Annotated in this window: 31 protein-coding genes; 17 read left to right on the top strand and 14 right to left on the bottom strand. The window is 71.6% G+C overall.

Features of this window, described 5'->3' with window-relative positions:
* Nucleotides 1-33 precede the first annotated feature (33 nt).
* The 5 genes from CLV68_RS23350 to hemW all read right to left on the bottom strand — a co-directional run bounded on the left by CLV68_RS23350 (nucleotide 34) and on the right by hemW (nucleotide 4,752).
* Nucleotides 34-768: a 16S rRNA (uracil(1498)-N(3))-methyltransferase gene (locus tag CLV68_RS23350; protein WP_121393059.1), complete on the bottom strand. Its 735-nt coding sequence runs from the start codon at nucleotides 766-768 to the stop codon at nucleotides 34-36.
* On the bottom strand, nucleotides 765-1,922 hold the full coding sequence (dnaJ, locus tag CLV68_RS23345; RefSeq protein ID WP_121393058.1) for a molecular chaperone DnaJ: 1,158 nt from the start codon (nucleotides 1,920-1,922) through the stop codon (nucleotides 765-767). Before dnaJ ends, CLV68_RS23350 begins: the two co-directional genes overlap by 4 nt.
* Nucleotides 1,923-1,982: 60 nt before the next feature.
* Nucleotides 1,983-3,005, bottom strand: coding sequence for a heat-inducible transcriptional repressor HrcA (gene hrcA / locus CLV68_RS23340; protein ID WP_121393057.1), 1,023 nt, complete (start codon nucleotides 3,003-3,005; stop codon nucleotides 1,983-1,985).
* Between the two features lie 71 nt (nucleotides 3,006-3,076).
* Nucleotides 3,077-3,358, bottom strand: a complete 282-nt coding sequence (locus CLV68_RS23335; RefSeq protein WP_121393056.1) for a hypothetical protein — start codon at nucleotides 3,356-3,358, stop codon at nucleotides 3,077-3,079.
* Nucleotides 3,359-3,537: 179 nt separating this feature from the next.
* The gene (gene hemW, locus CLV68_RS23330) at nucleotides 3,538-4,752 is read right to left on the bottom strand and encodes a radical SAM family heme chaperone HemW (protein ID WP_170224549.1); all 1,215 of its coding nucleotides are present in this window, start codon (nucleotides 4,750-4,752) and stop codon (nucleotides 3,538-3,540) included.
* Here hemW and CLV68_RS36040 point away from each other — a divergent pair.
* The 13 genes from CLV68_RS36040 to CLV68_RS23270 all read left to right on the top strand — a co-directional run bounded on the left by CLV68_RS36040 (nucleotide 4,751) and on the right by CLV68_RS23270 (nucleotide 15,743).
* A complete protein-coding gene (locus CLV68_RS36040) occupies nucleotides 4,751-4,960 on the top strand; it encodes a putative leader peptide (RefSeq protein ID WP_425454871.1) in 210 nt (69 codons plus the stop codon). The genes hemW and CLV68_RS36040 overlap by 2 nt on opposite strands.
* 115 nt (nucleotides 4,961-5,075) lie before the next feature.
* Nucleotides 5,076-6,776: a nitrite/sulfite reductase gene (locus CLV68_RS23325; protein WP_121393054.1), complete on the top strand. Its 1,701-nt coding sequence runs from the start codon at nucleotides 5,076-5,078 to the stop codon at nucleotides 6,774-6,776.
* Nucleotides 6,773-6,931, top strand: coding sequence for an Insertion element protein (locus tag CLV68_RS23320; RefSeq protein ID WP_121393053.1), 159 nt, complete (start codon nucleotides 6,773-6,775; stop codon nucleotides 6,929-6,931). The genes CLV68_RS23325 and CLV68_RS23320 overlap by 4 nt, the downstream gene beginning before the upstream one ends.
* Complete coding sequence (locus CLV68_RS23315; RefSeq protein WP_121393052.1) at nucleotides 6,928-7,614, top strand: phosphoadenylyl-sulfate reductase; 687 nt, start codon at nucleotides 6,928-6,930, stop codon at nucleotides 7,612-7,614. The genes CLV68_RS23320 and CLV68_RS23315 overlap by 4 nt, the downstream gene beginning before the upstream one ends.
* A 13-nt stretch (nucleotides 7,615-7,627) precedes the next feature.
* Nucleotides 7,628-8,557 carry a sulfate adenylyltransferase subunit CysD gene (gene cysD, locus CLV68_RS23310; protein WP_121393051.1) on the top strand — a complete coding sequence of 310 codons (930 nt, stop codon included), beginning with the start codon at nucleotides 7,628-7,630 and terminating at the stop codon, nucleotides 8,555-8,557.
* Complete coding sequence (locus CLV68_RS23305; RefSeq protein ID WP_121393050.1) at nucleotides 8,557-9,897, top strand: sulfate adenylyltransferase subunit 1; 1,341 nt, start codon at nucleotides 8,557-8,559, stop codon at nucleotides 9,895-9,897. The genes cysD and CLV68_RS23305 overlap by 1 nt, the downstream gene beginning before the upstream one ends.
* Before the next feature lie 37 nt (nucleotides 9,898-9,934).
* The gene (locus CLV68_RS23300; protein WP_121393049.1) at nucleotides 9,935-11,017 is read left to right on the top strand and encodes an ABC transporter substrate-binding protein; all 1,083 of its coding nucleotides are present in this window, start codon (nucleotides 9,935-9,937) and stop codon (nucleotides 11,015-11,017) included.
* Nucleotides 11,018-11,047: 30 nt separating this feature from the next.
* The gene (locus CLV68_RS23295) at nucleotides 11,048-11,836 is read left to right on the top strand and encodes an ABC transporter ATP-binding protein (RefSeq protein WP_121393048.1); all 789 of its coding nucleotides are present in this window, start codon (nucleotides 11,048-11,050) and stop codon (nucleotides 11,834-11,836) included.
* Nucleotides 11,823-12,743, top strand: a complete 921-nt coding sequence (locus CLV68_RS23290) for an ABC transporter permease (RefSeq protein WP_121393047.1) — start codon at nucleotides 11,823-11,825, stop codon at nucleotides 12,741-12,743. The genes CLV68_RS23295 and CLV68_RS23290 overlap by 14 nt, the downstream gene beginning before the upstream one ends.
* A 15-nt stretch (nucleotides 12,744-12,758) precedes the next feature.
* Entirely contained in the window at nucleotides 12,759-13,481 is a 723-nt protein-coding gene (locus CLV68_RS23285) for a sirohydrochlorin chelatase (protein WP_121393373.1), read from the top strand.
* 273 nt (nucleotides 13,482-13,754) lie between these two features.
* Nucleotides 13,755-14,378 (top strand): cyclase, encoded by a 624-nt coding sequence (locus CLV68_RS23280; protein WP_121393046.1) that lies wholly within the window; start codon nucleotides 13,755-13,757, stop codon nucleotides 14,376-14,378.
* Between the two features lie 113 nt (nucleotides 14,379-14,491).
* Nucleotides 14,492-14,956 (top strand): DUF4396 domain-containing protein, encoded by a 465-nt coding sequence (locus tag CLV68_RS23275; protein ID WP_121393045.1) that lies wholly within the window; start codon nucleotides 14,492-14,494, stop codon nucleotides 14,954-14,956.
* A 19-nt stretch (nucleotides 14,957-14,975) separates the two neighbouring features.
* Entirely contained in the window at nucleotides 14,976-15,743 is a 768-nt protein-coding gene (locus CLV68_RS23270; protein WP_121393044.1) for an enoyl-CoA hydratase-related protein, read from the top strand.
* A gap of 2 nt (nucleotides 15,744-15,745) precedes the next feature.
* On the opposite strand, the gene CLV68_RS23265 is transcribed toward CLV68_RS23270, so the two are convergent.
* The 3 genes from CLV68_RS23265 to CLV68_RS23255 are packed head-to-tail and all read right to left on the bottom strand — an operon-like array spanning nucleotide 15,746 to nucleotide 16,644.
* On the bottom strand, nucleotides 15,746-16,039 hold the full coding sequence (locus tag CLV68_RS23265) for a barstar family protein (protein ID WP_121393043.1): 294 nt from the start codon (nucleotides 16,037-16,039) through the stop codon (nucleotides 15,746-15,748).
* Complete coding sequence (locus CLV68_RS23260) at nucleotides 16,036-16,419, bottom strand: guanyl-specific ribonuclease (RefSeq protein ID WP_121393042.1); 384 nt, start codon at nucleotides 16,417-16,419, stop codon at nucleotides 16,036-16,038. The genes CLV68_RS23265 and CLV68_RS23260 overlap by 4 nt, the downstream gene beginning before the upstream one ends.
* A gap of 9 nt (nucleotides 16,420-16,428) precedes the next feature.
* Complete coding sequence (locus CLV68_RS23255; RefSeq protein ID WP_121393041.1) at nucleotides 16,429-16,644, bottom strand: hypothetical protein; 216 nt, start codon at nucleotides 16,642-16,644, stop codon at nucleotides 16,429-16,431.
* A 66-nt stretch (nucleotides 16,645-16,710) separates the two neighbouring features.
* Here CLV68_RS23255 and CLV68_RS23250 point away from each other — a divergent pair, with 66 nt between their 5' ends.
* Entirely contained in the window at nucleotides 16,711-17,676 is a 966-nt protein-coding gene (locus CLV68_RS23250; RefSeq protein WP_121393040.1) for a zinc-binding dehydrogenase, read from the top strand.
* Here the strand turns inward: CLV68_RS23250 and CLV68_RS23245 are convergent.
* The 3 genes from CLV68_RS23245 to CLV68_RS23235 form a co-directional block, all read right to left on the bottom strand.
* Nucleotides 17,666-18,694, bottom strand: coding sequence for an alpha/beta fold hydrolase (locus CLV68_RS23245; protein ID WP_425454879.1), 1,029 nt, complete (start codon nucleotides 18,692-18,694; stop codon nucleotides 17,666-17,668). The two genes, CLV68_RS23250 and CLV68_RS23245, sit on opposite strands and share 11 nt — an antisense overlap.
* Before the next feature lie 147 nt (nucleotides 18,695-18,841).
* On the bottom strand, nucleotides 18,842-19,903 hold the full coding sequence (locus tag CLV68_RS23240) for a nitronate monooxygenase (protein WP_121393039.1): 1,062 nt from the start codon (nucleotides 19,901-19,903) through the stop codon (nucleotides 18,842-18,844).
* A gap of 78 nt (nucleotides 19,904-19,981) precedes the next feature.
* Complete coding sequence (locus CLV68_RS23235) at nucleotides 19,982-20,887, bottom strand: TIGR04222 domain-containing membrane protein (protein WP_121393038.1); 906 nt, start codon at nucleotides 20,885-20,887, stop codon at nucleotides 19,982-19,984.
* A gap of 91 nt (nucleotides 20,888-20,978) precedes the next feature.
* Here CLV68_RS23235 and CLV68_RS23230 point away from each other — a divergent pair, with 91 nt between their 5' ends.
* Nucleotides 20,979-21,404 carry an HD domain-containing protein gene (locus CLV68_RS23230; RefSeq protein ID WP_121393037.1) on the top strand — a complete coding sequence of 142 codons (426 nt, stop codon included), beginning with the start codon at nucleotides 20,979-20,981 and terminating at the stop codon, nucleotides 21,402-21,404.
* 52 nt (nucleotides 21,405-21,456) lie between these two features.
* On the opposite strand, the gene CLV68_RS23225 is transcribed toward CLV68_RS23230, so the two are convergent.
* The gene (locus CLV68_RS23225) at nucleotides 21,457-21,822 is read right to left on the bottom strand and encodes an MmcQ/YjbR family DNA-binding protein (RefSeq protein ID WP_121393036.1); all 366 of its coding nucleotides are present in this window, start codon (nucleotides 21,820-21,822) and stop codon (nucleotides 21,457-21,459) included.
* 94 nt (nucleotides 21,823-21,916) lie between these two features.
* Between CLV68_RS23225 and CLV68_RS23220 the strand changes: the two genes are divergently transcribed.
* Nucleotides 21,917-22,324, top strand: a complete 408-nt coding sequence (locus CLV68_RS23220) for a DUF3224 domain-containing protein (protein ID WP_211346741.1) — start codon at nucleotides 21,917-21,919, stop codon at nucleotides 22,322-22,324.
* 3 nt (nucleotides 22,325-22,327) lie between these two features.
* Here the strand turns inward: CLV68_RS23220 and lepA are convergent, their stop codons facing one another.
* Together lepA and CLV68_RS23210 are read right to left on the bottom strand one after the other, a co-directional pair.
* The gene (lepA, locus tag CLV68_RS23215; protein ID WP_121393034.1) at nucleotides 22,328-24,175 is read right to left on the bottom strand and encodes a translation elongation factor 4; all 1,848 of its coding nucleotides are present in this window, start codon (nucleotides 24,173-24,175) and stop codon (nucleotides 22,328-22,330) included.
* Between the two features lie 159 nt (nucleotides 24,176-24,334).
* Nucleotides 24,335-24,715, bottom strand: coding sequence for a VOC family protein (locus CLV68_RS23210; RefSeq protein WP_121393033.1), 381 nt, complete (start codon nucleotides 24,713-24,715; stop codon nucleotides 24,335-24,337).
* Nucleotides 24,716-24,802: 87 nt separating this feature from the next.
* Here CLV68_RS23210 and CLV68_RS23205 point away from each other — a divergent pair, with 87 nt between their 5' ends.
* The gene (locus CLV68_RS23205) at nucleotides 24,803-25,237 is read left to right on the top strand and encodes a type II toxin-antitoxin system PemK/MazF family toxin (RefSeq protein WP_092777071.1); all 435 of its coding nucleotides are present in this window, start codon (nucleotides 24,803-24,805) and stop codon (nucleotides 25,235-25,237) included.
* Nucleotides 25,238-25,304 lie beyond the last annotated feature (67 nt).

Here is a 25,304-nt window from a genome sequence, read left to right as displayed (position 1 = left end):
GCTTTGCGGATAAAGGGTAAACCTTGGGGTGACCTAACGCCAGCGGGCAGTAAGGGCGCCGAGTGCGCCGAGTGCGACGGCGGCGGCGGTGGAAGTCCGCAGCACTGCGGGTCCGAGTCGGACGGCGGTGGCCCCGGCCTGTTCAAGGGTGGTCTGCTCGTCCGGCGCGATGCCGCCCTCGGGGCCGACGACCAGGACAAGATCACCCGATTCGGGTAGCCGGGCCTCGGCCAACCGGGTGGCGAGGTGGGCTTCGAGGACGAGGGTGCCCGCGCTCGCCCGGACCAGGTCGAGCAGTCCGGCCTGGTTGACGGGGTCGCGGACGTCCGGGACCCAGGGGCGCCTGGCTTGTTTGGCGGCTTCGCGGGCGGTGGATCGCCAGCGGGCGAGGGCTTTCTCGCCGCGTGGACCGTCCTCCCACTTCGCGACGCAGCGGCTCGCGCGCCACGGCACGATCGCGTCGACGCCCGCCTCAGTGGCCAGTTCCACGGCCAGTTCGCCCCGGTCGCCCTTGACCAGCGCCTGCACCAGGATGACGCGCAGTTCCGGCCGTTGCTCGGTCCACCGGCGTTCGACGGCCACGTCGAGGCTGTCCCTGGCCGCGGCGGTGACCACGCACTCGGCGACCGAGCCCGCGCCGTCGCCGACGAGCAGCCGCTCCCCCGCGCGCAACCGGCGCACGGCCGCCGCGTGCCTGCCCTCCGGGCCGTCCAGGGTGAACGACCCGGCGGCGGGCAGCGCGTCGACCAGGAACTGCGCCAGGGTCATCGGCGGGAGCGCAGGCGGGAGAACAGGCCACCGGTGCGGCTGTTGGCCGAGGCCAGCGTGTGCTCCTCCTCGCCGCGCAGGGTGGCCAGCTCGCGCAGCAGCTCGCCCTGCCTGGCGTCGAGGCGGGTGGGGATCTCCACCTCGATGTGCACGTGCAGGTCGCCGCGGCCGTCGACCCGGCCGGTGGAGCGCAGCCTCGGCAGGCCGCGGCCCGGCATGACCAGCTCGGCGCCGGGTTGGGTGCCCGGTTCCAGGTCGAGCTCGATGCGCCCGTCGATGGCCTCCAGCGGCAGCACCGCGCCGAGCACCGCGGTCGTCATCGGGACCCGCAGCGTGCAGTGCAGGTCGGCGCCCTCGCGCTCGAAGGTGGCGTGCGGCAGTTCCTCGACCTCGATGTAGAGGTCGCCCGCGGGGCCGCCGCCGGGGCCGACCTCGCCCTGGCCGGACAGCCGGACGCGCATGCCGTCGGCCACGCCGGGCGGGATCTTCGCGGTGATGTTGCGCCGCGCCCGGACCCGGCCCTCCCCCGCGCACTGGCGGCACGGGTCGGGGATGACCTCGCCAAGACCGCGGCAGGTAGGGCAAGCGCGCGCGGTGACTACCTGGCCGAGGAACGACCGCTGTACCGACTGCACCTCACCCCGACCGCCGCAGGTGTCGCAGGTGATCGGGCTGCTGCCGTCGGTGCACCCCGAGCCGCGGCACAGGTCGCACAGGATCGCGGTCTCCACCGCGATCTCCCGGCTGATCCCGGTCGCGCACTCCTCCAGCGTCATCTGGATGCGCAGCAGCGCGTCCGAGCCCGGCTGCACCCGGCTGCGCGGACCGCGACCACCGCCGCCCCCGCCCGCCGCGCCGAAGAAGGCGTCCATGATGTCGCCGAGCCCGAACCCGCCGAACGGGTCGCGGCCACCGCCCCCACCGCCGCCGCCCCCGTTGCCGAGCGGGTCGCCGCCCATGTCGACGATCTTGCGCTTCTGCGGGTCGGAGAGGACCTCGTAGGCCGCGGTGACCTCGCGGAAGCGGGTCTGCGCCGCCTCGTCCGGGTTGACGTCGGGGTGCAGCTCGCGCGCCAGCTTCCGGTAGGCGCGCTTGATCTCCTCGGAGGTCGCGTCCTGACGCACCCCGAGAGTGCCGTAGTAGTCCCTCGCCACCTGTCCAGTCCTCCTGCCCCGGGCGTGCCGGGGCGCTTCGATACCTGTTCGACCGATCCTCTACCGACCGAGGATCTTCCCGACGTAGTTCGCCACCGCGCGTACCGCGGCGATGTTGGTGGGGTAGTCCATCCGGGTCGGACCGACCACGCCCATGCCGCCCAACAGGGTGGCACGGGTGCCGTAGCCGATGGACACCACCGAGGTGGAACGCATCTCCTCGGCCTCGTTCTCCTCGCCGATGCGCACCGTGATGGTGCCCGGGTCGGCGGTCGCGGCGAGCAGCTTGAGCACGACGACCTGCTCCTCCAGCGCCTCGAGCACCTGGCGCAGCGAGTGGGGGAAGTCGGCGACGTTGCGGGTGAGGTTGGCGGTGCCGCCGAGCACCAGCCGCTCCTCGGGGTGTTCGACGAGCGACTCGACCAGCACCGTGGCCAGCCTGGTGACGACCTCGCGCAGCTCGCCCGGCGCGGATTCCGGCAGTTCGGCGACGCTGGCCGCGGCGTCGGCGAGCCGCTTGCCCGCCAGGGTGGTGTTGACCATGGAGCGCAGCCTGGCCACGGTCTCGTCGGTGACCACGTCGCCGAGGTCGACCACCCGCTGGTCGACCCGGCCGGTGTCGGTGATCAGCACCAGCATCAACCTGGCCGGGGTGATGCTGACCAGCTCGACGTGGCGCACCGTGGAGGTGGTCAGCGTCGGGTACTGGATCACCGCGACCTGCCGGGTCAGCTGGGCGAGCAACCGGACGCTGCGGCGCATCACGTCGTCGAGGTCGATGGCGCCCTCCAGGAAGCTCTGGATGGCCTTGCGCTCGGCGGTGGACAGCGGTTTGACGTCGCTGAGCCGGTCGACGAAGAGCCGGTAGCCCTTGTCGGTGGGGATGCGGCCCGCGCTGGTGTGCGGCTGGGTGATGTACCCGTCCTCCTCCAGCGACGCCATGTCGTTGCGGACGGTCGCGCTGGACACCCCGAGGTTGTGCCGGTCGACGATCGCCTTGGACGCGACGGGCTCGTGGTCGCGCACATAGTCGGCGACGATCGCCCGCAGCACCTCGAACCGGCGCTCGTCGGAACTGACCACGGGCCACCTCCCTCATCCGTGTGCGCGGGGTCTCGACGCGAGTTTACGGAGAGCGGGGCGGCGGGGGGCGCCTAACGGGTCCGGTCCGCCTGCCGCAGGTTGCGCAGCGCCGCCGACGCCGCGATCCGGATGATCGGATCCGCGTGGTCCGCGGCACTGGCGATGATCTCCGTCGACCGCGGCCCGCCGATCAGACTGGCCAGGTAGAGCGCCTTGCAGGCGAGCACCGTGTCCGCGCGCGAGGCGAGTTCCTCCAGGTGCGGCAGGGCGTCGTCGCCCAACTCGGCCGCGGTGGAGTAGTCCACCTCCTGGGCGGATAACTGCTGCCGGACGTGCTGCATCGTGACCGCCATCGCATGACCCCTCACTTGTGGCGTTGCGCTGCCGACAAGAGGCCGCGACCTCGTAGCAGATACGCCCGAGCCCCAAGTCAGGCCGAAAGTCCCGAACCAGACCCGCGACCCCGGCCGCGTCGCGGGGGTGATCCGCGTGGCCACCTGGGCAGAACTGCCGCCAACGCTCGGGCAGCGGCTCAGGTGAGTCGGCGCACCACGGCGTCGGCCAGGAGGCGGCCCCGGGGGGTGAGGACGCAGCGGCCGGAGGTGAGGGCGGTGGGGTCCAGCAGGCCGTCGGTCGCGGCGCAGTGGGCCTCGGTCAGGGCGGCGGGGGTGAGGGCGTCGGTGGGGAGGCCGTCGGAGAGGCGGAGTTCCAGGAGGACGCGTTCGAGGCGTTGGTCGGCCTGGGTGAGGTGTTCGCGGGCGGCGGCGGGGGAGGAGCCGTCGGCGAGCAGGGCGGTGTAGCGGGCCGGGTGCTTGACGTTCCACCAGCGGATGCCGCCGACGTGGCTGTGCGCGCCAGGACCGGCGCCCCACCAGTCGCCGCCGAGCCAGTAGCCGAGGTTGTGCCTGCACCTGGCCGCGTCGGTGGCGGCCCAGTTGGAGACCTCGTACCAGTGCAGACCGGCCGCCGCCATGGCCGCGTCGACCTGCTCGTAGCGGTCGGCGAGCACGTCGTCGTCCGGCATCGGCAACTCGCCCCCGCGCACGCGCCTGGCCAGCGCGGTCCCGTCCTCGACGATCAGCGAGTACGCCGACACGTGGTCGACACCCGCCGCCAGCACCGCGTCCAGCGAGGCGGCCAGGTCGCCCGGCCGCTCCCCCGGCGTCCCGTAGATCAGGTCCAGGTTGACGTGCTCGATGCCCGCCGCCGTGGCCTCCCGCGCGGCGGCGACGGCCCGGCCAGGGGTGTGCGTCCGGTCCAGGATCGCCAGCACGTGCCGGGCGGCGGACTGCATGCCGAGCGACACCCGGGTGTAGCCGGCGTCGGCGATCCCGGCGAAGAACTCGGGCGAGGTCGACTCCGGGTTGGACTCGGTGGTGACCTCGGCGCCGGGCGCGAGGCCGAACACCGACCGCACCGCGTCCAGCACCTGGGACAGCCCGGCGGACCCCAGCAGTGACGGAGTGCCACCGCCGACGAACACAGTGTCAGCGGCGGGCGCCGATCCCAGAACGTGGGCGGCGAGGTCGAGTTCTTGTCGCAGACCCGCCAACCACGACTCCGGCGACGCCGAAGTGCCCAGTTCACCGGCGGTGTAGGTGTTGAAATCGCAGTAGCCGCACCGGGTCGCGCAGAACGGGACGTGCACGTACACCCCGAACGGCCGGTCCCCGAGGCCCGCGAGGGCGGACTGCGGCAGGGAACCGTCGACGGGCGCGGGGTCACCCTGCGGGGGAGCTGCGGCCATGTCGGACATCCTCCCAGGTCCGGCCGCCCGCCCCGGCGCAGGCGGCGCAAGACCCGTGACCTGCGTCCCAGCATCCGGATGGTGGTGGACCACACCGTGGACGCGTGGCACGCTGACCCCCATGTCCGCGACTGAGGTCTTCCTGGTGGCCCGCCGCCACGTGGACTTCCAGCGCGTGTCCAGCGCGATGTGCCGTCAGCACCGCTGACGTCCACGCCTATTCGCATTCAGCAGGCGTCGGGTGCGCCGCTGAGTGATCCCCCGCACCGCCGCCTGGGGTCGTCGTGGCGCGCACGAGCGCCCCGATCCCGGAGGAACCACCGGTGTCCCCCACCACACCCCCCACCCCGGTTTCCCCCACCAAGCCCCCGGCCCGCACGCCGCGGGGCGAGGGTCAGTGGGCGCTCGGCTACCGCGAGCCGCTGAATCCCAACGAACGGTCCAAGAAGGACGACAACCCGCTCAACGTGCGGGCCAGGATCGAGAACATCTACGCCAAGGGCGGGTTCGACAGCATCGACCCCGGTGACCTGCGCGGGCGTTTCCGCTGGTACGGCCTCTACACCCAGCGCAAGCCGGGGATCGACGGCGGCCGGACCGCGACCCTGGAGCCCGAGGAGCTCGACGACTCGTACTTCATGCTGCGGGTGCGCACCGACGGCGGCGCGGTGACCACCGAGCAGCTCGCCGTGCTCGGCGAGGTGTCGCAGACCTACGCGCGCGACACCGCCGACATCACCGACCGGCAGAACATCCAGTACCACTGGATCCGGGTCGAGGACATGCCCGCGATCTGGCAGAAGCTCGAGGGCGCGGGCATGACCACGATGGAGGCTTGCGGCGACAGCCCCCGGGTCATCCTCGGTTCGCCGGTGGCGGGCATCGCCCAGGACGAGGTCATCGACGGCACCCAGGCGATCGAGGACATCAAGCGCCGGTTCATCGGCGACCCGGCGTACTCGAACCTGCCGCGCAAGTTCAAGTCCGCGGTGTCCGGGCTGCCCGACGTCGCCCACGAGATCCACGACATCGCCTTCGTCGGCGTGGTGCACCCGGAGCACGGTCCCGGGTTCGACGTGTGGGTCGGCGGCGGCCTGTCCACCAACCCGATGATCGGTCAGCGGCTGGGCGCGTGGGTGCCGCTCGACGAGGTCGCCGACGTCTACGGCGCGGTGATCGGCGTGTTCCGCGACTACGGCTACCGCCGCCTGCGGCACCGGGCCAGGATCAAGTTCCTGCTCAAGGACTGGGGCGCGGCCAAGTTCCGCCAGGTGGTCGAGGACGAGTACCTGCACCGCAAGCTGGTCGACGGCCCGGCGCCGGAGGTGCCCGCGGTGCCGATCGACCACATCGGCGTGCACAAGCAGAAGGACGGCCGCTACTACGTCGGCGCCGCCCCGATCGCGGGCCGGGTGTCCGGGTCGGCGCTGGTGGAGATCGCCAAGGCCGCCGAGCGGGCCGGGTCGAACCGGGTGCGGTTCACCCCGCAGCAGAAGCTGGTCGTGCTCGACGTGCCCGAGGCCGAGGTGGCCGGGTTGCAGGCCGACCTGGCCAAGCTGGGTCTGCAGTCCACGCCGTCGCCGTGGCGGCGGGGCGTGATGGCCTGCACCGGCATCGAGTTCTGCAAGCTGGCCATCGTCGAGACCAAGGCCCGCGCGCACGACCTGGTGTCGGCGCTGGAGGCCAGGCTCACCGACGTCACCGACGGCATCACCGCGCCGATCTCGGTGCACATCAACGGCTGCCCGAACTCGTGCGCCCGGATCCAGACCGCCGACATCGGCCTCAAGGGCCAGATCGTCACCGACGACGACGGCAACCAGGTCGAGGGCTTCCAGGTGCACCTGGGCGGCGGGCTCGGCATGGACGCCGGGTTCGGCCGCAAGCTGCGCGGGCACAAGGTGACCGGCGCGGAACTGCCCGACTACGTCGAGCGCGTGGTGCGCAACTTCGTCGCCAAGCGCGACGGCGACGAGCGGTTCGCGCAGTGGGTCGTGCGCGCCGACGAGGACGACCTGCGATGAGCGAGCGGGCGACGCCCTTCTACTGCCCGTACTGCGGTGACGAGGACCTGCGACCGCAGGAGGAGCCGCACATGGCCTGGCTGTGCACCGGGTGCAGGCGGGTCTTCACGGTCAAGTTCGTCGGACTGAATCTGTCGGGGGAGGCAGCGAAGTGACCACCACCCACCAGGACCTGGCGGCTCGGGCGGAACGCGAGTTGGCGGGGGCGAGCGCGGCGGAGGCGTTGGCCTGGACGGCCGAGACCTTCGGCGACGAGTTCATCGTGGCGTCGAACATGCAGGACGCCGTGCTGATCGACCTGGCCTACCGGGCCAAGCGCGATATCGACGTGCTGTTCCTGGAGACCGGCTACCACTTCGCGGAGACCATCGGCACCCGCGACGCGGTGGCCGTCGTCTACCCGGAGGTGCGGATCGTCAACGCGGCGGCCAAGCAGTCGGTTGCCGACCAGGAGGCCGAGTTCGGGTTGCTGAACCAGACGAACCCGACGCAGTGCTGCTTCCTGCGCAAGGTGGTGCCGCTGCGCCAGACCCTGTCCGGGTACCGCGCGTGGGTCACCGGGGTGCGCCGGGTGGACGCGCCGACGCGGGCGGACACGCCGATCGTGCAGTGGGACGACCGCAACGGCTTGGTGAAGGTGAACCCGATCGCGCCGTGGAGCGACGACGAGTTCACCCGCTACATCGCCGACCACGGGATCCTGGAGAACCCGTTGGTGCAGGAGGGCTACCCGTCCATCGGCTGCAAGCCGTGCACGGCCAAGCCGTTGCCGGGGCAGGACGCCCGCAGCGGTCGCTGGGCGGGCACGGGCAAGACCGAGTGCGGACTGCATGGCTGAGGACGACGGGAACATGAGTACACAACAGACACAGCCGGGGTCGACCCGCGCACCGCTGGACGCCCTCGCCCGACTGGAGTCCGAGGCCATCCACATCTTCCGGGAGGTGGCGGGTGAGTTCGACCGACCGGTGATCCTGTTCTCCGGCGGTAAGGACTCCACCGTACTGCTTCACTTGGCGGTCAAGGCGTTCTGGCCCGCACCCGTCCCATTCCCGCTACTGCACGTGGACACCGGGCACAACCTGGACGAGGTCATCGAGTTCCGCGACCGCACCGTCGAGCGCTACGGCTTACGGCTCGTGGTGGCCAACGTGCAGGACTACATCGACGACGGTCGGCTCGAAGAACGGCCGGACGGAACGCGAAATCCTTTGCAGACGGTGCCGTTGCTCGACGCCATCACCACCGGCAAGTTCGACGCCGTGTTCGGTGGTGGCCGCCGCGACGAGGAACGCGCCCGCGCGAAAGAAAGAATCTTCAGCCTACGGAATTCCTTTGGCCAGTGGGAGCCGCGGCGCCAGCGTCCCGAACTGTGGAACCTCTATAACGGCAGGCACCGCGCGGGCGAACACGTTCGTGTGTTCCCGCTCTCCAACTGGACCGAACTCGACGTCTGGCGCTACATCAAGCGCGAGGCGATCGTGCTGCCGTCCATCTACTTCGCGCACACCCGAGAGGTGTTCCAGCGCGACGGGATGTGGCTGACGGCCGGTCCGTGGTTCGGCCCGCGCGCCGACGAGCCCGTCGAGGAGTTGACCGTGCGGTACCGGACGGTCGGCGACGGGTCGTGCACCGGTGCCGTGCTGTCCGAGGCGGCCGACCTCGACGAGGTGATCGCCGAGGTCTCGGCGAGCCGGTTGACCGAGCGCGGGGCGACCCGCGCCGATGACCGACTGTCCGAGGCCGCCATGGAGGACCGCAAGCGGGAGGGCTACTTCTAATGGCTACCACCACCCAGGACCTGCTGCGACTGGCGACGGCGGGCAGTGTCGACGACGGGAAGTCCACCCTGGTCGGGCGGCTGCTCTACGACACCAAGTCCGTGCTGGCCGACACCCTCGACGCGGTGCACCGCGCCAGCGTGGACAAGGGACTGTCCACTCCGGACCTGTCGCTGCTGGTCGACGGGCTGCGCTCCGAGCGCGAGCAGGGCATCACCATCGACGTGGCCTACCGCTACTTCGCCACGCCCAGGCGCTCGTTCGTGCTCGCCGACACCCCCGGGCACGTGCAGTACACCCGCAACACCGTCACCGGCGCGTCCACCGCGCAGTTGGCCGTGCTGCTGGTCGACGCGCGCAAGGGGGTGCTGGAGCAGACCCGCCGCCACGCCGCGGTGCTGGCGCTGCTCGGCGTTCCCCGCCTGGTGCTGGCGGTCAACAAGATCGACCTCGTGTCCTACGACGAGGCGACCTTCGAGGTGATCGCCAAGGAGTTCACCGACCACGCCACCGCGCTGGGCTACCCGATCGGCTCGGTGCTGTCCATCCCGGTGTCGGCGCTGGTCGGCGACAACGTGGTGGAGCGGTCCGGGCACACACCCTGGTACGCCGGTCCGACGCTGCTCGAGCACCTGGAGACCGTCCCGGTCGAGCCGGACCCGCACGACGCGCCGCTGCGCTTCCCGGTGCAGTACGTGATCCGCACCAACACCGCGGAGCACACCGACTACCGCGGCTACGCGGGCCAGGTCGCGGCGGGCACGGTCCGCCCGGGTGACGAGGTGGTCGTGCTCCCGTCGGGGCTGCGCACCACGGTCGCCAGGATCGACACCCCGGACGGCGAACTGGCCGAGGCCGAGGCGGGTCAGTCGGTGACGCTGGTGCTGGCCGACGACATCGACATCTCGCGCGGCGACCTGATCGCCGCGGCGATCGAGCCGCCGCCTGCCGTGGACGAGTTCGAGGCGACCCTGGCGTGGCTGTCGGACAAGCCGCTGCGGGCGGGCGCCAGGGTGCTGGTCAAGCACGGCGCGCGGACGGTGCAGGCCGTCGTCGGCGAGCTCAACGCCCGGTTCGACGAGCAGAAGCTCATCTCGGTGCCCGACCCGAGGTCCCTCGAGCTCAACGAGATCGGCCGGGTGCTGGTGCGCACGGCCGAGCCGCTGCCGGTCGACGACTACGCGGTCAACCGGCGCACCGGCGCGTTCCTGGTGATCGACGCCGCCGACGGCTCGACGTTGGCGGCCGGTCTGGTCGGCGCCGGTCTGCAAGCCCTGTCCACCACCGGATCCGCGTCCGGTGCGAGCACGGCGGGAGACCTCGTCTCCCCCGGTCCGTAACAGCAGTACAACCCCTCCCCGGAAAGGCCCCACCGAAGTGAAGCGATCCCGCGTCTTAGCCGCAGCCGCTGTTGCCCTGTCCCTCGCGAGCGCCCTGGCGGGCTGCTCCCGCGCGGACTCGGGCGACACCGGTTCCGCCCCCGCGAGCAGTGGCGCCGCAAGCGCGGGCAAGGGTCCCGCCGCCGAGCTTCGGCTGGGGTACTTCCCCAACGTGACGCACGCCCCGGCGCTGGTCGGCTTGGAGAAGGGCCTGTTCACCAAGGAGCTGGGCAGCACCAAGCTGGTGCCGACCAAGTTCAACGCCGGTGGCGAGGCCGTCAACGCGCTCTACGGCGGCTCGCTGGACGCGACGTTCATCGGCTCGGGCCCCTCGCTCAACGCCTACGGCAAGTCCGACGGCAAGGCCGTGCGGCTGGTGGCGGGCACCGCCTCGCGCGGCGCGCAGCTGGTGGTCAAGCCGGAGATCAACTCCGAGCAGGACCTGGTCGGCAAGACGGTGGTGACCCCGCAGCTGGGCAACACCCAGGACATCGCGCTGAAGAAGTGGCTCGCGGACAAGCAGCTCACCGACAAGGTGAAGGTGCAGAACACCGAGAACGCGCTGGCGCTGGAGGAGTTCAAGAAGGGCAGCGTGCAGGCGGCGTGGCTGCCGGAGCCGTGGTCGTCGCGGCTGGTGCTGGAGGCGGGCGCCAAGGTGCTGCTCGACGAGAAGGACCTGTGGCCGGGCGGCGAGTTCCCGACCACCGTGCTGATCGTGTCCACCACCTTCCTCGCCGACCACCCGGAGACGGTGAAGGGCCTGCTCAAGGGCCTGGTCGCCAGCGTCGACTACACCAAGAAGGACACCGCTGGCGCCAAGACCGCGGTCAACGCCCAGCTCAAGGCGCTGACCGGCAAGGAGCTCAACGCCGCGACCATCGACCGCGCGTTCACCAACCTCAGCTTCACCCTCGACCCGTACGCCGCGCTGCTGCCGCAGCTGAGCAAGGACGCGGTCACCGCGAAGGTCGCGCAGAAGGAGACCGACGTGAAGGGCTTCCTCGACCTGAGGCTGCTCAACGAGGTGCTCACCGGGGCCGGTCAGTCCGCTGTGGACGCCGCGGGCCTGGACAAGAAGTAGGACGCGGGCAGTAGGAGAGAGGGGCGCGAGATGGCAATCGCACTGGAGAACGCGGTCGAGACCGAGGTCGCCGTCCGGTTGGAGGACCTGCACAAGGTCTTCGGCACCGGCAGGCAGGCGGTCACCGCGCTGGACGGCATCGACCTGGCGGTCCGACCAGGGGAGTTCGTGTGCCTGGTCGGCGCCTCCGGGTGCGGCAAGACCACGCTGCTCAACCTGATCGCCGGGCTGGAGCAGCCCTCGTCCGGCCGGATCACGCTCACCACCTCGCGCCCCGCGGTGATGTTCCAGGAGCACGCGCTGATGCCCTGGCTCACCGTGCACCGCAACATCGAACTGCCGCTGCGGCTGGCCGGGGTGGGGCGCGCCGAGCGCGCCGCCAAGGTCGAGGAGCTGCTGAGCCTGGTGCGGCTGGAGGGCACGGGCCGCAAGCGCCCGCACGAGCTCTCCGGCGGCATGCGCCAGCGGGTCGCGCTGGCCCGCTCGCTGGCCTCGGCGGTCCAGGGCTCCGCCGACGGCAAGCACGCGCTGATGCTGATGGACGAGCCGTTCTCCGCGCTCGACGCGATCACCCGCGACCTGCTGCAGGCGGAACTGCTGCGGGTGTGGCGGGCGACCGGGACCGCGGTCGTCTTCGTCACCCACGACGTGCGCGAGGCGGTCCGGCTCGGCCAGCGGGTCGTGCTGCTCTCGTCGCGGCCGGGCCGGGTCGTCGACGAGTGGGACGTCGACGGGCTCACCGGGTCCGACGAACTGGTGGCCGTGGACACCATCGCCGCCAAGTTGCGGGAGGTGATCAGCACCCATGCCGCGGCTTGACCAGGACACCAAGGACGAGGGCACCGCGCGCGTGTCGACCGAGGCCACCGCGGAGGAGGTCGACGGCGCGATCGGCGGTCTCGACGCGCTCGACGCGCCCCGCACCGGTCCGCAGCGCTCGCGGGCCCGCCGGATCGGCGGCGCGGTGCTGCCGCCGATCGGGGCGGCGATCCTGTTCGTCGCGGTGTGGCAGGCGGTGTGGGCGACCGCGTGGCTGCCCGAGCACCAACTGCCCTCGCCGGGGACCATCGCCGGGGTCTTCTGGGGTCTGGTCGAGTCCGGTCAGGTGTGGGAGTTCCTGTGGACGTCGGTGCACCGTGCGGTGATCGGGTTCGTCATCGCCCTGGGCATCGCGACCCCGCTCGGGCTGCTGCTGGCCAGGGTCAAGCTGGTCCGCGCGGCGATCGGGCCGCTGGTGTCGGGCCTGCAGAGCCTGCCGTCGGTGGCCTGGGTGCCCGCCGCGGTGATCTGGTTCGGCCTGACCGACACCACGATCTACATGGTGGTGCTGCTGGGCGCGGTGCCCTCGATCGCCAACGGGCTGGTGGCGGGCATCGACCAGATCCCGCCGATCCTGCCCAGGGTGGGCAAGGTGATGGGCGCGGGCACGTTCGCCAACGCCCGGCACATCCTGCTGCCCGCGGCGCTGCCCGGCTACCTGGCCGGGATGAAGCAGGGCTGGGCGTTCTCGTGGCGGTCGCTGATGGCCGCGGAGCTGATCGCGTCGTCGCCGGAACTCGGTGACGGCCTCGGCCAGTTCCTGCACAACGGGATGTCGCTGTTCGACATGCCGATGGTGATCACCGGCATCATCCTGATCCTGTTCGTGGGCGTCGGCATCGAACTGCTGGTGTTCGCCCCGGTGGAGAAGATCACGCTCAACGCCCGCGGGCTCCGGAAGAACTAGGTACCCGTGCACTCGATCCCCCTAGTCGGTGTCGCCCACGGCAGTCGCGATCCCAGATCCGCGGCTGCCGTGGGCGATCTGCTCGACGCCGTCCGGGCGCTGCGCCCGGGGTTGGACGTGCGTGGAGCGTTCCTCGACCTGTCAACGCCACCTCTGTTGGAGGTGCTGACCGGGCTCTATGCCGAAGGGCACCGGCAGGTCGTTGTTGTGCCACTCCTGCTCGGGCGGGCCTACCACGCTCGGGTAGACCTACCGGGCCTGCTTGAAGAAGCCCGGTCTCGGATGCCGCGGCTGTCCACGACGGTCGGCGACGTGCTGGGTCCGGACCCGAAGCTGGAGTCGGCGCTGCTCGGCCGGTTGGCCGAGGTCGGCGCGGCGCCGGGCGACCCGGACCTCGGCGTCGTGCTCGCCGCCACCGGGTCGTCGCACGCGCCCGCGAACGCGCGGGTCACCGACATCGCGGAGCGGTGGGCGCACACCCAGGGGTGGTCGGGGGTGCGGGCGGCGTTCGCCTCGACCTCGACGCCGGACGTCGCCGCCGCGGTGGCCGCGCTGCGCGCCAGGGGTGCCCGCCGGATCGCGGTCGCGTCGTACTTCCTCGCGCCCGGCCTGCTGCCGGACCGGGTGCGCTCGCTGGCCGGGGACGCCGCGGTGGCCGAGCCGCTCGGCGCGTCGGTCGCCGATGTGGTGCTCGACCGGTACGACGAGGTCACCGCCTCCGCCGCGCGCACCGCCTGACCGCTGCCTTACCGAAACGCGAACTCCACTCGTGTGGCCGCCCCGGTCGCTGACGGGCACCGGGCGCTGGGCCTTGTGGGTGGGCGCCGGGGGTGATGTGTCGAGTCGGGGGTCGCCCGCCCGGGCGGGTCGGAACTCCGGGGAGTCGCTGTGCACAAGGTGCCCAGAGCCGACTACGTGAACGGGCGTTTGCCGACTCCGCCGAACAGCGCAACCATGATTACGCCGCGCGGCCGAGTCCGAAGTCCGACACACCGAAGTCGAGGTGCTCTGATGAAGCCGACATCGCGTCGCGCCCTGTCCATCGCCGCTCTCGTCACACTGCCACTGGTGTTGCTCGCCCCGCCCGCGTCCGCCGTCCCGGTGACCGTCAACTACGCCTGCCAGGCCACCGCGCTGGGCACGACCTACCCGGCCACTCTTACCCAGCCGCTGGACGTGAGCGCGCCCGCGAGCGTGGCCGCCGGTGGCGCGTTGAGCGTGGTGATCGACCCGCAGCCCGCGAGCATCCCGGCGACCGTCGGGACCTACACGCTCAAGCGGGTGCAGAACCTGACCTTCAAGGTCCCGATCCCGGCGAACTCGACCTACGTGTCCAGCTCGCTGTCCGGCGGGTCCGGGGTCGGCACCACCAACCTCACCGTCTCCGGCGGTGTCGCGTCGCTCACCGCGGCGGGACCGGTCGTCGGCGGGTCGACCTTCGAGCTGCCGACGATCACGCTCAACCTCACCGCGAACGCCCCGGGCACCATCGACACGTCGTTGTACGGCACGAGCTTCAGCGACCCGGGGCTGACCGCGACCGGGGTGGTGCGCGTCCTGTTCGTGGACGTGACCGTGCCCGCAGCGTGCTACCCGAGCCCGAACCCGGCGATCACCACCACGATCGTCACCTGAGGCCCCGACCCGGTGACGTGACCGGGTGATGTGACTGCTGATGTGACCGAGACCGCAGGGCGCCCCTCCCGCGCCCTGCGGTTTCGATACCCCCCAGGGGTATAGTCGGCCGCATGGAACACCACGGACACACCCAGGTGAACCCCTGGCGGCAGGCCATGAGCGCGACGCTGCACTGCCTGACCGGCTGCGCTATCGGCGAGGTGCTGGGGATGGTGATCGGCACCGCACTCGGCTGGTCGAACCTGGCCACGGTGGTGCTATCGATCGCGTTGGCCTTCGTTTTCGGCTACTCGCTGACCATCGGCCCGGTGCTGCGCGCGGGTGTTCCGGCCGCGAGGGCCCTACGGATCGCGCTGGCCGCCGACACGGTGTCGATCACGGTGATGGAGATCGTCGACAACGGCGTGATGCTCGTCGTGCCCGGCGCGATGGACGCGGGCCTCGCCAGCGCGCTGTTCTGGCTAGCGTTGGCGTTCTCGCTGGTGGTGGCGTTCGCGCTAACTGTCCCGGTGAACAAATGGCTCATCGGGAGGGGTAAGGGTCACGCCGTCGTGCACTCCTATCACCAGCACTAGCGCCACTAGGGTGAGCGGCATGGCTGATGAGCTTGTGCACTACGCGGTCGAGGCGGGCATCGCACGGATCACCCTGGACTCGCCGGACAACCGCAACGCGCTATCCGCGCAACTGCGGCGCGAACTGCGGGCCCACCTGAGCACCGCGACCGACGACGACGCCGTCCGCGTCATCGTGCTCGACCACACCGGACCGGTGTTCTGCGCGGGAATGGACCTCAAGGAGGCGGGTGGCGCTTCCGCGGCCGCGCAGGGGGTCCAGGAGTTCCCGGCCATCCTGCAGCAGATCTGGACCAGCCCGAAGCCGGTCGTGGCGAAGCTGGCCGGTCCGGCGCGGGCGGGCGGCGTCGGCATCGTCGCCGCCGCGGACATCGCCGTGGCGGCCACCACCGCGACCTTCGCGCTCACCGAGGTCCGCATCGGCGTGGTCCCGGCCATCATCTCGGTCACCCTGCTGCCCCGCCTGCTGCCCCGCGCCGCGCACGAGCTGTTCCTCACCGGCGAGCAGTTCGACGCCGCCCGCGCGGTGCAGATCGGCCTGCTCAACTCCGCGGTGCCCAGCACCGACCTCGACGACGAGGTCGCCCGCTACACCTCGATGCTCGCCCTCGGCGGGCCCAAGGCGCTCGCGGGCACCAAGGCGATGCTGCGCCGCGAGCGCCCCGCCGACATGACGACCGACTTCGCCGAGATGCTGGCCCTGTCGGCGGGGTTCTTCGCGAGCGAGGAAGGGCAAGAGGGCATCTCGGCCTTCGCGCAGAAGCGCAAGGCGAACTGGGTGCCCTGAGGTCAGGAGATCACGACCGCCAACGACCGGCCGGGGGTCGCGAACCCCTCCACGGCGTCGTCGAGCACCTCGCGGATGCCCGCGTACCCGGCCGGGTCGGCGGCGGCCAGCACGGTCGAGTCGGTCCACACCACCGTGATCACGCCCTCCGGCAGCCACGACAGGTCGGTCAGGCAGTCGTAGAGGCCGTCGAGGTTGTGCCCGAACCAGTCCGGGAAGGACAACGCGCCTGCCAGGCTGGTGAACATGGCGCGCTTGCTGCGGATTCCGGTGCCGTCGACCGTGTAGTCGGTCATCGGGTCGGGTCCACGGTGACGAAGCCGGCGTAGTGGTCGCCGGTGTAGAACAGCTCACCGGCGCTGCCGGTGATCAAGCGTCGGGCGCCGCGGTCGCGGCTGCCTGGGGTGGGCACGGTGTACTCCCGGTAGTGGTCGGGGGCTTGCTCCGGCAGCCTGCGCTCGCGGTTGGCGAAGGTCTTGCCGTCGTGGGCAGGGTAGGGGAACGGTCCCCCGCTCTCGACCAGGCGCCAGGTGGCGGCGGCCTCCACCGGCAGGGTGGACAGCGGGGTCGGGCCGGGCGCGGCCCCGGGGGTACCGGCGTCCTTGATCAGCCAGCCGGCGAGGACCAGGAGGACCAGACCGACCAGCGCCACGGTGATGCGTCTGCGCGAAGCCACCGGGGCAGCCTACGAATCCACGTCCTGGCGCGATCCGAGGGGCGCCTCGTCGCGGGAGGACCCGAACCGGGCCGACGCGTAGTCCACGACCCGGTCGATGAACCAGGCCAGCACCACGCACAGCGGCAGCAGGATCGCCATGACCAGGGCGAACTGCAGCGGGAACGACAGCTGGATCAGCCACAGCTCCACGTCGTTCCACCAGTCGGACAGCCCTCGCAGCACGATCCGAGGGTAGACCTAGGCCACTTCACCGGGGCGCCGGGCGTGCGGGGTGGTTATGTTCGGTCCATGTTCGCCGTCTACGCCTCCGCCCCCAGCCCGGACGACCCGTTGGCCGCGCTCACCCTCGGGGAGCGCCCGGAACCCGAGGTCCCGGCCGGGTTCGTGGCGGTGGCGGTCAAGGCCGCGAGCCTGAACATGCACGACCTGTGGACCCTGCGCGGGGTGGGCATCAAGGCCGAGCAGTTCCCGATGACGCTGGGCTGCGACGGCGCGGGCGTGCTGGCCGACGGGACCGAGGTGGTGCTGCACTCGGTGATCAGCGACCCGGCGTGGTCCGGTGACGAGACCCTCGACCCGAGGCGCACCCTGCTGACCGAGAAGTACCAGGGCACCTTCGCCGACACCGTGGTCGTGCCGGCCCGCAACGCGCTGCCCAAGCCAGCGGGGCTGACCTTCGGCGAGGCGGCGTGCATGGGCACGGCGTGGCTCACCGCGTACCGGATGCTGTTCGTGAAGTCGGAACTGCGGCCGGGGCAGACGATGCTCGTGCAGGGCGCCTCCGGCGGCGTGTCGACGGCGTTGGTCGAGCTGGGGCGGGCCGCGGGCATGCGGGTGTGGGTCACCGGCCGCACCGAGCAGAAGCGGGCGCTGGCGGCGGAGCTGGGCGCGCACCAGACGTTCGAGTCCGGCGCCCGGCTGCCCGAGCGGGTCGACGCGGTGTTCGAGACGGTCGGCAAGGCAACCTGGCAGCACTCGATGCGCGCGCTCAAGCCGGGCGGGGTGCTCGTGGTGTCCGGCTCGACCAGCGGCCCCGACCCCAGCGCCGACCTGCAGCGCCTGTTCTTCCTGCAACTGCGGGTGGTCGGCTCCACGATGGGCACCCGCGAGGAGCTGACCGACCTGCTGCGCTTCTGCGACCTGGCGGGCATCCGACCGCGCATCGGCGCCGAACTGCCGCTGGAGCGGGCCCGCGAGGGCTTCGAGCAGATGCTGGCGGGCGACACCGCCGGGAAGATCGTCTTTACCCGCTGAGCCCGGCGTGGAACCGGTCGACCAGCGGCCAGGTCGAGCCCCTGGCCGCGCGGCCGGTGAGGACGCCGAGGTGGCCGCCGGGAGCGGTGCTGAAGGTGGCGTTCGGGAGCAGGTCGACCAGGGCACGGGCAGCCAGGGGCGGGGCGATGACGTCCTCGCGCCCGGCGATCACCAGGGTCGGCTGGGTGACGCCGGTGAGGTCGACGCGGGTGCCGCCGAGGGTGATGGAGCCGGTGGCGAGGGCGTTGGCGCGGAAGAACCGGTGGTAGATCTGGGCGACGGCGCGGCCCGGGTAGGCGACCATCGCGGCGGTGAACCGGTCGACCGCCTCGATCTGGGCCAGGTAGTCGCGATCGGCGAGGTTGGCGGCGATCGCGAACGGCTTGGTGAGGTGCTTGTCCAGCGCGCTGATCTGGAACGCCCGCCGGACCAGCGGCGCGGGAACGCCACCGAGGGTCCGGTAGAGCGCCGGGAACGCGGTCTGCCCGGTGAGGGTGTCGAGCGGGCGCACCGGCCACAGCAGCGGGATCGCGGAGAAGTCGAACGGACTGGCCACCGCCGTCAACGACGCGATGGGACCGGCCCCCACGCGGGCCGCGGTGAGCACGGCCAGGATGCCGCCGAGGCACCAGCCGACCAGGTGCACGGGCCTGCCACCGGAGTGCTCGTGCACCGTCCGCACCGCGCTCGGCAGGACGTCCTCGACCCAGTGCTCCAGCCCGAGGTCGCGGTCACCGAACCCGATCTCCCCGTACCCGACGCCGTAGGTCGGCCGACCCGAGGTGACGAGGTGCTCGACCAGGCTGCACCCCCGGCGCAGGTCAAAGCAGGAATCAGGCACAGCGAGCGGCGGCACGAGCAACACCGGCTCCCCAACGGGCCGCACCCCCACCACCCGGTGATACCCGAACACCGATCGGGCACGCCCCTGGTCCAACAGAGTGCGCGGCACCGGCCGGTGATCAGCAAGCCCCCCGAACAACACCCGCCGCGCCACATTCCCCGCAGCGGCCCGCACCACTCCCGAAGTGATCACCGACGGCCTCCCGATTAGCTACTCCCGAGTAAAGTAAGCCGGATCAGGCTGCGCCAAGCCCCGCTCTGTGGGCAACCGCACACGCGACTCCCAGGGTCACAACGGAGATGCCCGCCAAGGAGCAGGTCGCTAGTCGGGGATGCCCAGTCTGCGGGTGAGGGTGATCGCGGCGGTGCGGGCTTCGCCTGCCAGGTCGCGGATGAGGTCGCCGACGGGGGTTTCGCGGGCTAGGGGGTATGCCTGCCCGGCCCAGAGGGACATTCCCTCGGCGTCGCCTGCCTTGCCTGCGGCGGCGCGGACTGGGCGGGTCAGGTTGTGCAGGTTGGGGTAGGCGCTGGGGGCGTTGGGGTGGTCGGTGATGAAGCGGTTGACCAGGCCGCGTGCGGGGCGGCCGGTGAAGGCGCGGGTCAGGATCGTCTCTCGTCCGCCTTGGGCCAGGGCCGCGCGCTGGGGTGCGGCCGTGCCTGCTTCCGGGCAGCGCAAGAAGACCGTGCCCAACTGCGCGGCGACGGCACCCGCGGCGAGGACGGCGGCGACGTCGGCGCCGTGGGTGAGGCCACCGGCGGCGATCAGGGGCAGGTCGACCTCGGCGGAGGTCAACCGGAGCGCGGGGAGCAGGTCGTAGAGCGGGCCGCCACCCGGGTAGGCGGGGTCGTCGACGAACACGCCGCGGTGCCCGCCCGCGGCGGAACCCTGCACGCACAGGACATCCGCGCCCCGCTCGGCGGCCGCGACGGCCTCGGCGGGTGTGGTCACGGTGACCACGACGACCGAGCCGATCTCCTTGAGCCGCGCGACATCCTCGGCGCGGGGCAGGGCGAAGGTGAACGACACCACCGGGATCCGTGCCTCGACCACGGCGTCGACCTTGGCCGCGTAGTGGTCGTCGTCCCACTGCTCGACGCCCGCCTCGGCCCCGTACCTGGCCGCCGCCTCGGCGCGCACGGCGTCCCCGTACCCCGAGAGGTCCTGTGTGGACTGGGCGCTGGGCGCGAAGATGTTGACCCCGAACGGTTTCCCGGTCAGCTCCCGCGTCTGCCGGATCTGCTCGCGCACCACCTCCGCGGTGACGTAACCGGAGGCGAGGAACGCGAAGGCACCCGCGTCCACCGCCCCGGCGACCAGCGCGGGCGCGCTGACCCCGCCCGCCATCGGAGCCACGACAATCGGCACAGCCAGCTCGGTGATCACCGCTCGACCGTACCGCGCACCCCGGCCGCCGCCCTGGCTCACCGCGGACATCACACCCGCGGCAACGCCTGCCCGGCGTCAGCCGCCGCAGCCACCGCCACCGCAGCCGCCTCCGCCGCAGCTGCTCCCGCTGCTGCAACTGCTGCCGCTGCTGCACGAGCTGGAGCCGGAGTCCCCGCTGCCGCTGCTGGCGGCCGCCGCGTGGTGCTGGTTCAGGAGATCGCCGACCTCCTCGTCCGGGTAGGCGGCCCAGCCGTAGAGGGCGACCGGGGCCAGCAAGCCGACGCCGAGCATCCCGGCGCCCGCGCCCGCCCCGCTGATCCTCGGGTTCGAGACCGACTGCCTGGCCCGGTTGAGCACGGCCCGACCGTGCCGGGTGGCGTGGCGCGACTTCGAGCCGACCAGCACCCTGGCGACGATCCACAGCACCAGGGTGGCGGGCAGCGACAGCGCGAGGTAGGTGACCGGGCGCTCCAGCGCGATGCCGTTGACCATCCGGGCCACGGCCACCAGGAAGAGCACGCCGAACAGCAGGTGCACCCGCCGCACCCAGCGCTTGTCCCTGGTCAGGTAGCCGCGGCCGGACAGGCCGTCCGCTAATCGCCGAGCGAGGTCGGTGTTGCCGAGGCCGAGGCCGCGACGCCCCTTGAGCGCGTGCGACGAGCCGATCAGCCGCAGCACCTGGTCCTGCACCGCGTCAGCCGGCCTGCCGCCCCCGGTCGGGCTGACGACGCCGTCCCGGTTCACCCGCACGGCGTTGCGGCTCAGCAGGCCGGCGAGGGCGGTCTGCTCGACACGCCCAGGACCTTGCGCGAGCATGGCCAGCTCGTAGTGGTCGAGCTGCCCGTTGTCCCGAGCGGCCGCGTTGGTCGCACGCACGACCGACACCACCCGCACCAGGATCGCCAGCCCGAGCAACACCGCGATCGCGGCCCAGTACGCGGCCAGGAACTCCTGCCCGGACAGACCCCACGGTTCGTCCATCACCCCTCCTCAGCCGCGCCCCACGCGGATAGTGTGCAACACGATCGAGTGATCGACGTGCGTTTCACCGACCACCGGTTAGATTCCCGGCATGTTCTCCCTGGACGACGCCGTCCGCATCGCCCGCGCGGCGCACGGTGAGCAGCTCGACAAGTCCGGCCTGCCCTACATCGAGCACCCGCTGCGGGTCATGGCAGGCGTGGCCACCGACCACGAACGGATGACCGCCGTCCTGCACGACGTGGTGGAGGACACCGGGGTGACCCTCGCCGACCTGGCCGAGGCCGGGTGCCCACCCGAGGTCGTCGCCGCGGTCGACGCGATCAGCAAGCGCCCCGGTGAGTCCCAACCGGACTACCTGACCCGGGTCGCCGCCAACCCCATCGCCCTCGCCGTGAAGCACGCCGACATCGCCGACAACTCCTCCCCCGCCCGCCTGGCCAAGCTCGACCAGGCGACCCGCGACCGCCTCCGCGAGAAGTACGCCAACGCCCTCGCGTTCCTCTCCGTCCACTGACCCCCGCTCCCTCCCCACAGCAGGACGCGGCGGGGTGGCCCGGGTTGTCCCATCAGGTCCGGGCGTCCAGCTCGGCGACCGACCGCTTGGTGGCCACCACCCGGAACGCCTGGTCGACGATCTCGGCGATCTCCGCCCAGTCGTTCTCCCGGTCGAGGTACACCCCGAGCCAGCCGCGGTGACCGACGTACGGCGGCCGGAAGAACCGGTCGGGGTCCTCGGCCACCATCTCCTCCTGCGCCCCCGGCGGCGCCGCGCACCAGAACGCCAGCCGTTCGCCGTGGTGCTCGCCGACGAAGGACACGAACATGCCCTTGTCGCCGCGCGCGAACCAGGACGGCGACCCGTGGCTGACCTTCTCGGTCACTCCGGGCAGCGCCAGGCATGCCTTCCGCAGTCTCGGTAATGGGTTGGCCATCGGGATGCCCTTTCGTCGTGTGCCGTCCAGGGACCAGAATCGCGCATGCGGCCGACATCCGTCGGAAGTTGTCCACAGGCGAGGGAGACCCAGGGTGCGCGGACAGGCGAGCGGGACGTTCACAGTGGACGCGTGGGAGCCGGAAAGCCCCTACGACCAGCGCGACGGTGTCGACTTGGGCCACACGGTGCTGCGCAAGACCTTCTCCGGCGGCTTGGCCGCCACCAGCGAGGTGCACATGACCAGCGCCGTCGCCGCGGCCACCGGGGCGGCCGCGTACGTGGCCATCGAGCGGGTCGAGGGCACCCTGGACGGCCGCACCGGCAGCTTCGTGCTCCTGCACTCGGCCACCTCGTACGAAGCGGACAGCTCGGAGCGGTCGCTGACGGTCGCCGTCGTCGCCGGGACCGGCGCGGGCGAGCTCTCCGGCCTCACCGGCACGCTGCGGATCACCAAGACCGGCGACGAGCACCAGTACGACCTGGAGTACACCCTGCCGTAGCGGCTACTTCTTGCCCTTGCCCTTGTCGGCGGACTCGTCAGTGGACAGTGCCGCGACGAACGCCTCCTGCGGCACCTCGACCCGCCCGACCATCTTCATCCGCTTCTTGCCCTCCTTCTGCTTCTCCAGCAGCTTGCGCTTGCGGCTGATGTCACCGCCGTAGCACTTGGAGAGGACGTCCTTGCGCATGGCGCGGATGGTCTCGCGGGCGATCACCCTGGCGCCGATGGCGGCCTGGATGGGCACCTCGAACTGCTGGCGCGGGATCAGCTCGCGCAGCTTGGTGGTCATCCTGGTGCCGTAGCCGTAGGCCGAGTCGCGGTGCACGATCGCGCTGAACGCGTCGACCGGCTCGCCCTGCAGCAGGATGTCGACCTTGACCAGCTCGGCGGCCTGCTCGCCCGCCTCCTCGTAGTCCAGCGAGGCGTAGCCGCGGGTGCGCGACTTCAGCGAGTCGAAGAAGTCGAAGATGATCTCGCCGAGCGGGATGGTGTAGCGCAGCTCCACCCGGTCCTCGGACAGGTAGTCCATGCCGCCGAGCTGGCCGCGCTTGCCCTGGCACAGCTCCATGATCGTGCCGACGAAGTCGCTCGGGGCGATCACCGTGCACTTGGCGACCGGCTCGAACACCTCGCCGATCTTGCCGACCGGCCAGTCCGAGGGGTTGGTGACGACGAGTTCCTTGCCGTCGTCGAGCACTACCCGGTAGACCACGTTGGGGGCGGTGGAGATCAGGTCGAGGCCGAACTCGCGCTCGAGCCGGTCGCGGGTGATCTCCAGGTGCAGCAGGCCGAGGAAGCCGCAGCGGAAGCCGAAGCCCAGCGCGGCGGAGGTCTCCGGCTCGTAGGTGAGCGCGGCGTCGTTGAGCTGGAGCTTGTCGAGCGCCTCGCGCAGGTCGGGGTAGTCGGAGCCGTCGACCGGGTAGAGGCCCGAGTAGACCATCGGGCGCGGCTCGCGGTAGCCGGCCAGTGCCTCGGTGGCGCCCTTGCGCTCGGAGGTGACCGTGTCGCCGACCCTGGACTGGCGGACGTCCTTCACGCCGGTGATCAGGTAGCCCACCTCGCCGACGCCGAGGCCCGCGCTCGGCTTGGGCTCCGGGGAGATGATGCCGACTTCCAGCAGCTCGTGGGTGGCGCCGGTGGACATCATCTTGATCCGCTCGCGCGGGGTGATCTTGCCGTCCACCACGCGGATGTAGGTCACCACGCCGCGGTAGGTGTCGTAGACCGAGTCGAAGATCATCGCGCGGGCGGGCGCGTCGGCCTGGCCGACCGGGGCGGGCACGACGCGCACGACCTCGTCGAGCAGCTCGCCGACGCCGTGACCGGTCTTGGCCGAGACGCGCAGCACGTCGTCGGGCTCGCAGCCGATGATGTGCGCGATCTCGGCGGCGTACTTGTCCGGGTCGGCCGCGGGCAGGTCGATCTTGTTGAGCACCGGGATGATCTGCAGGTCGCGGTCGAGGGCCATGTAGAGGTTGGCCAGCGTCTGCGCCTCGATCCCCTGCGCGGCGTCGACCAGCAGGACCGCGCCCTCGCAGGCGTCGAGCGCGCGCGAGACCTCGTAGGTGAAGTCGACGTGCCCGGGGGTGTCGATCATGTGCAGCACGTGGTCGGACCCGCCGACCGTCCACGGCAGGCGCACGTTCTGCGCCTTGATGGTGATGCCGCGCTCGCGCTCGATGTCCATCCGGTCGAGGTACTGAGCGCGCATCGCCCGCGCATCGACGACACCGGTGATCTGCAGCATCCGGTCGGCCAGGGTCGACTTGCCGTGGTCGATGTGCGCGATGATGCAGAAGTTGCGGATCTGCTCCGGCGCCGTGAAGGTCGTGTCAGCGAACGTTGCCACTCGAGGTCCTCGCATGGTCAGGGGTACGCCCATCGTCCCATGCCCAGGCGGCGACCGGGCTGCTCGGGTGGCTGGGCGGGCTGGACGATCCGCGCCGTTCGCCCGTTGCCCGCGTGCCCGCCCGGTCGTGCTGACCACCTCCGGCCTGGACGCGGTCGACTAGGGCTCCCGGGAGTCCAACCGCATCGGGTGATCCGGCGGCACCTCGACGAGCACGATCCGCACCCCGTCCGGGTCGGCCAGCCACGCCTCGCGCAGCCCCCACGGCTGTAGCCGCGGCTCCTGCGCGAACACGACGCCGTGCCGCCTCAACTCGGCCGCGGCGTCGGCGAGGTTGCGGACCTGCAACCACAGCGCGAGGTCCGGGCTCGCCTCGTGGCCGCCCTGGCCGGAGAGCTCCAGGTGGCCGTTGCCGAGGAAGAAGACGGTGCCGCCGGGGAACTCGCGGAACACCGCCAACCCCAGGGTGTCGCGGTAGAAGGCGAGGGACCGGTCCCGGTCGCGGGGGTGGATGATCACGCGGCTGCTGAGGAACTCCACGGCTCAAGTCCTACCCGTCGCGGCGGGTGGCCGCAGGACGTCCCACTTCACCTCACCCGTCCGTCGCCCCGGCATTACGCTCCGCTTGTGCAGACCGACGACGACCCGCGTCCCGCCCACGGTGCCGTGTGGGAGGTGCCCACCGGCGACCGCCCGGAGAGCCTCACCTACGCCCCCGACCTCGACGGCGACGCCGATCCCGGCGAGATCGTCTGGGCCTGGGTCCCGTACGAGGACGACCCGGGGCGCGGCAAGGACCGCCCGCTGCTCGTGGTCGGCCGCACCGGCTCCGACCTGCGGGCACTGATGCTGACCAGCAGGCCGCCGCGGCACCCGGGCGACCCCGACTGGCTCGAACTCGGCACCGGCGGCTGGGACCGCGACGGCCGGGTCTCCTACCTCCGCCTCGACCGCCTCTTCGGCCTGGGCGAGCACGACCTGCGCCGCGAGGGCTCCGTCCTCGAATCCGACCGCTTCGACCTGGTCGCCGACACCCTCCGCACCCGGTTCGGCTGGAGCTAGCCAGTCCGACCCCAGCCCCGGCGCGTGATCGACAGCGCCGGGCCTGACGCATGCCCCCGGCTCGACG

The organism is Actinokineospora cianjurensis (assembly GCF_003663795.1).
GTDB lineage: Bacteria > Actinomycetota > Actinomycetes > Mycobacteriales > Pseudonocardiaceae > Actinokineospora > Actinokineospora terrae.
This window is presented reverse-complemented; position numbering and strand designations above follow the sequence as displayed.

Coding starts and splice junctions, on each gene's coding strand:
- CLV68_RS23235 (WP_121393038.1), bottom strand. CDS start 20,887: ATGGACGAACCGTGGGGTCTGTCCGGGCAGGAGTTCCTGGCCGCGTAC.
- CLV68_RS23295 (WP_121393048.1), top strand. CDS start 11,048: ATGGCAATCGCACTGGAGAACGCGGTCGAGACCGAGGTCGCCGTCCGG.
- CLV68_RS23320 (WP_121393053.1), top strand. CDS start 6,773: ATGAGCGAGCGGGCGACGCCCTTCTACTGCCCGTACTGCGGTGACGAG.
- CLV68_RS23250 (WP_121393040.1), top strand. CDS start 16,711: ATGTTCGCCGTCTACGCCTCCGCCCCCAGCCCGGACGACCCGTTGGCC.
- CLV68_RS23225 (WP_121393036.1), bottom strand. CDS start 21,822: ATGGCCAACCCATTACCGAGACTGCGGAAGGCATGCCTGGCGCTGCCC.
- CLV68_RS23290 (WP_121393047.1), top strand. CDS start 11,823: ATGCCGCGGCTTGACCAGGACACCAAGGACGAGGGCACCGCGCGCGTG.
- CLV68_RS23335 (WP_121393056.1), bottom strand. CDS start 3,358: ATGGCGGTCACGATGCAGCACGTCCGGCAGCAGTTATCCGCCCAGGAG.
- CLV68_RS23280 (WP_121393046.1), top strand. CDS start 13,755: ATGAAGCCGACATCGCGTCGCGCCCTGTCCATCGCCGCTCTCGTCACA.
- cysD (WP_121393051.1), top strand. CDS start 7,628: ATGAGTACACAACAGACACAGCCGGGGTCGACCCGCGCACCGCTGGAC.
- CLV68_RS23265 (WP_121393043.1), bottom strand. CDS start 16,039: ATGACCGACTACACGGTCGACGGCACCGGAATCCGCAGCAAGCGCGCC.
- hemW (WP_170224549.1), bottom strand. CDS start 4,752: ATGGCCGCAGCTCCCCCGCAGGGTGACCCCGCGCCCGTCGACGGTTCC.
- CLV68_RS23350 (WP_121393059.1), bottom strand. CDS start 768: ATGACCCTGGCGCAGTTCCTGGTCGACGCGCTGCCCGCCGCCGGGTCG.
- CLV68_RS23270 (WP_121393044.1), top strand. CDS start 14,976: ATGGCTGATGAGCTTGTGCACTACGCGGTCGAGGCGGGCATCGCACGG.
- CLV68_RS23230 (WP_121393037.1), top strand. CDS start 20,979: ATGTTCTCCCTGGACGACGCCGTCCGCATCGCCCGCGCGGCGCACGGT.
- CLV68_RS23275 (WP_121393045.1), top strand. CDS start 14,492: ATGGAACACCACGGACACACCCAGGTGAACCCCTGGCGGCAGGCCATG.
- CLV68_RS36040 (WP_425454871.1), top strand. CDS start 4,751: ATGTCGGACATCCTCCCAGGTCCGGCCGCCCGCCCCGGCGCAGGCGGC.
- CLV68_RS23305 (WP_121393050.1), top strand. CDS start 8,557: ATGGCTACCACCACCCAGGACCTGCTGCGACTGGCGACGGCGGGCAGT.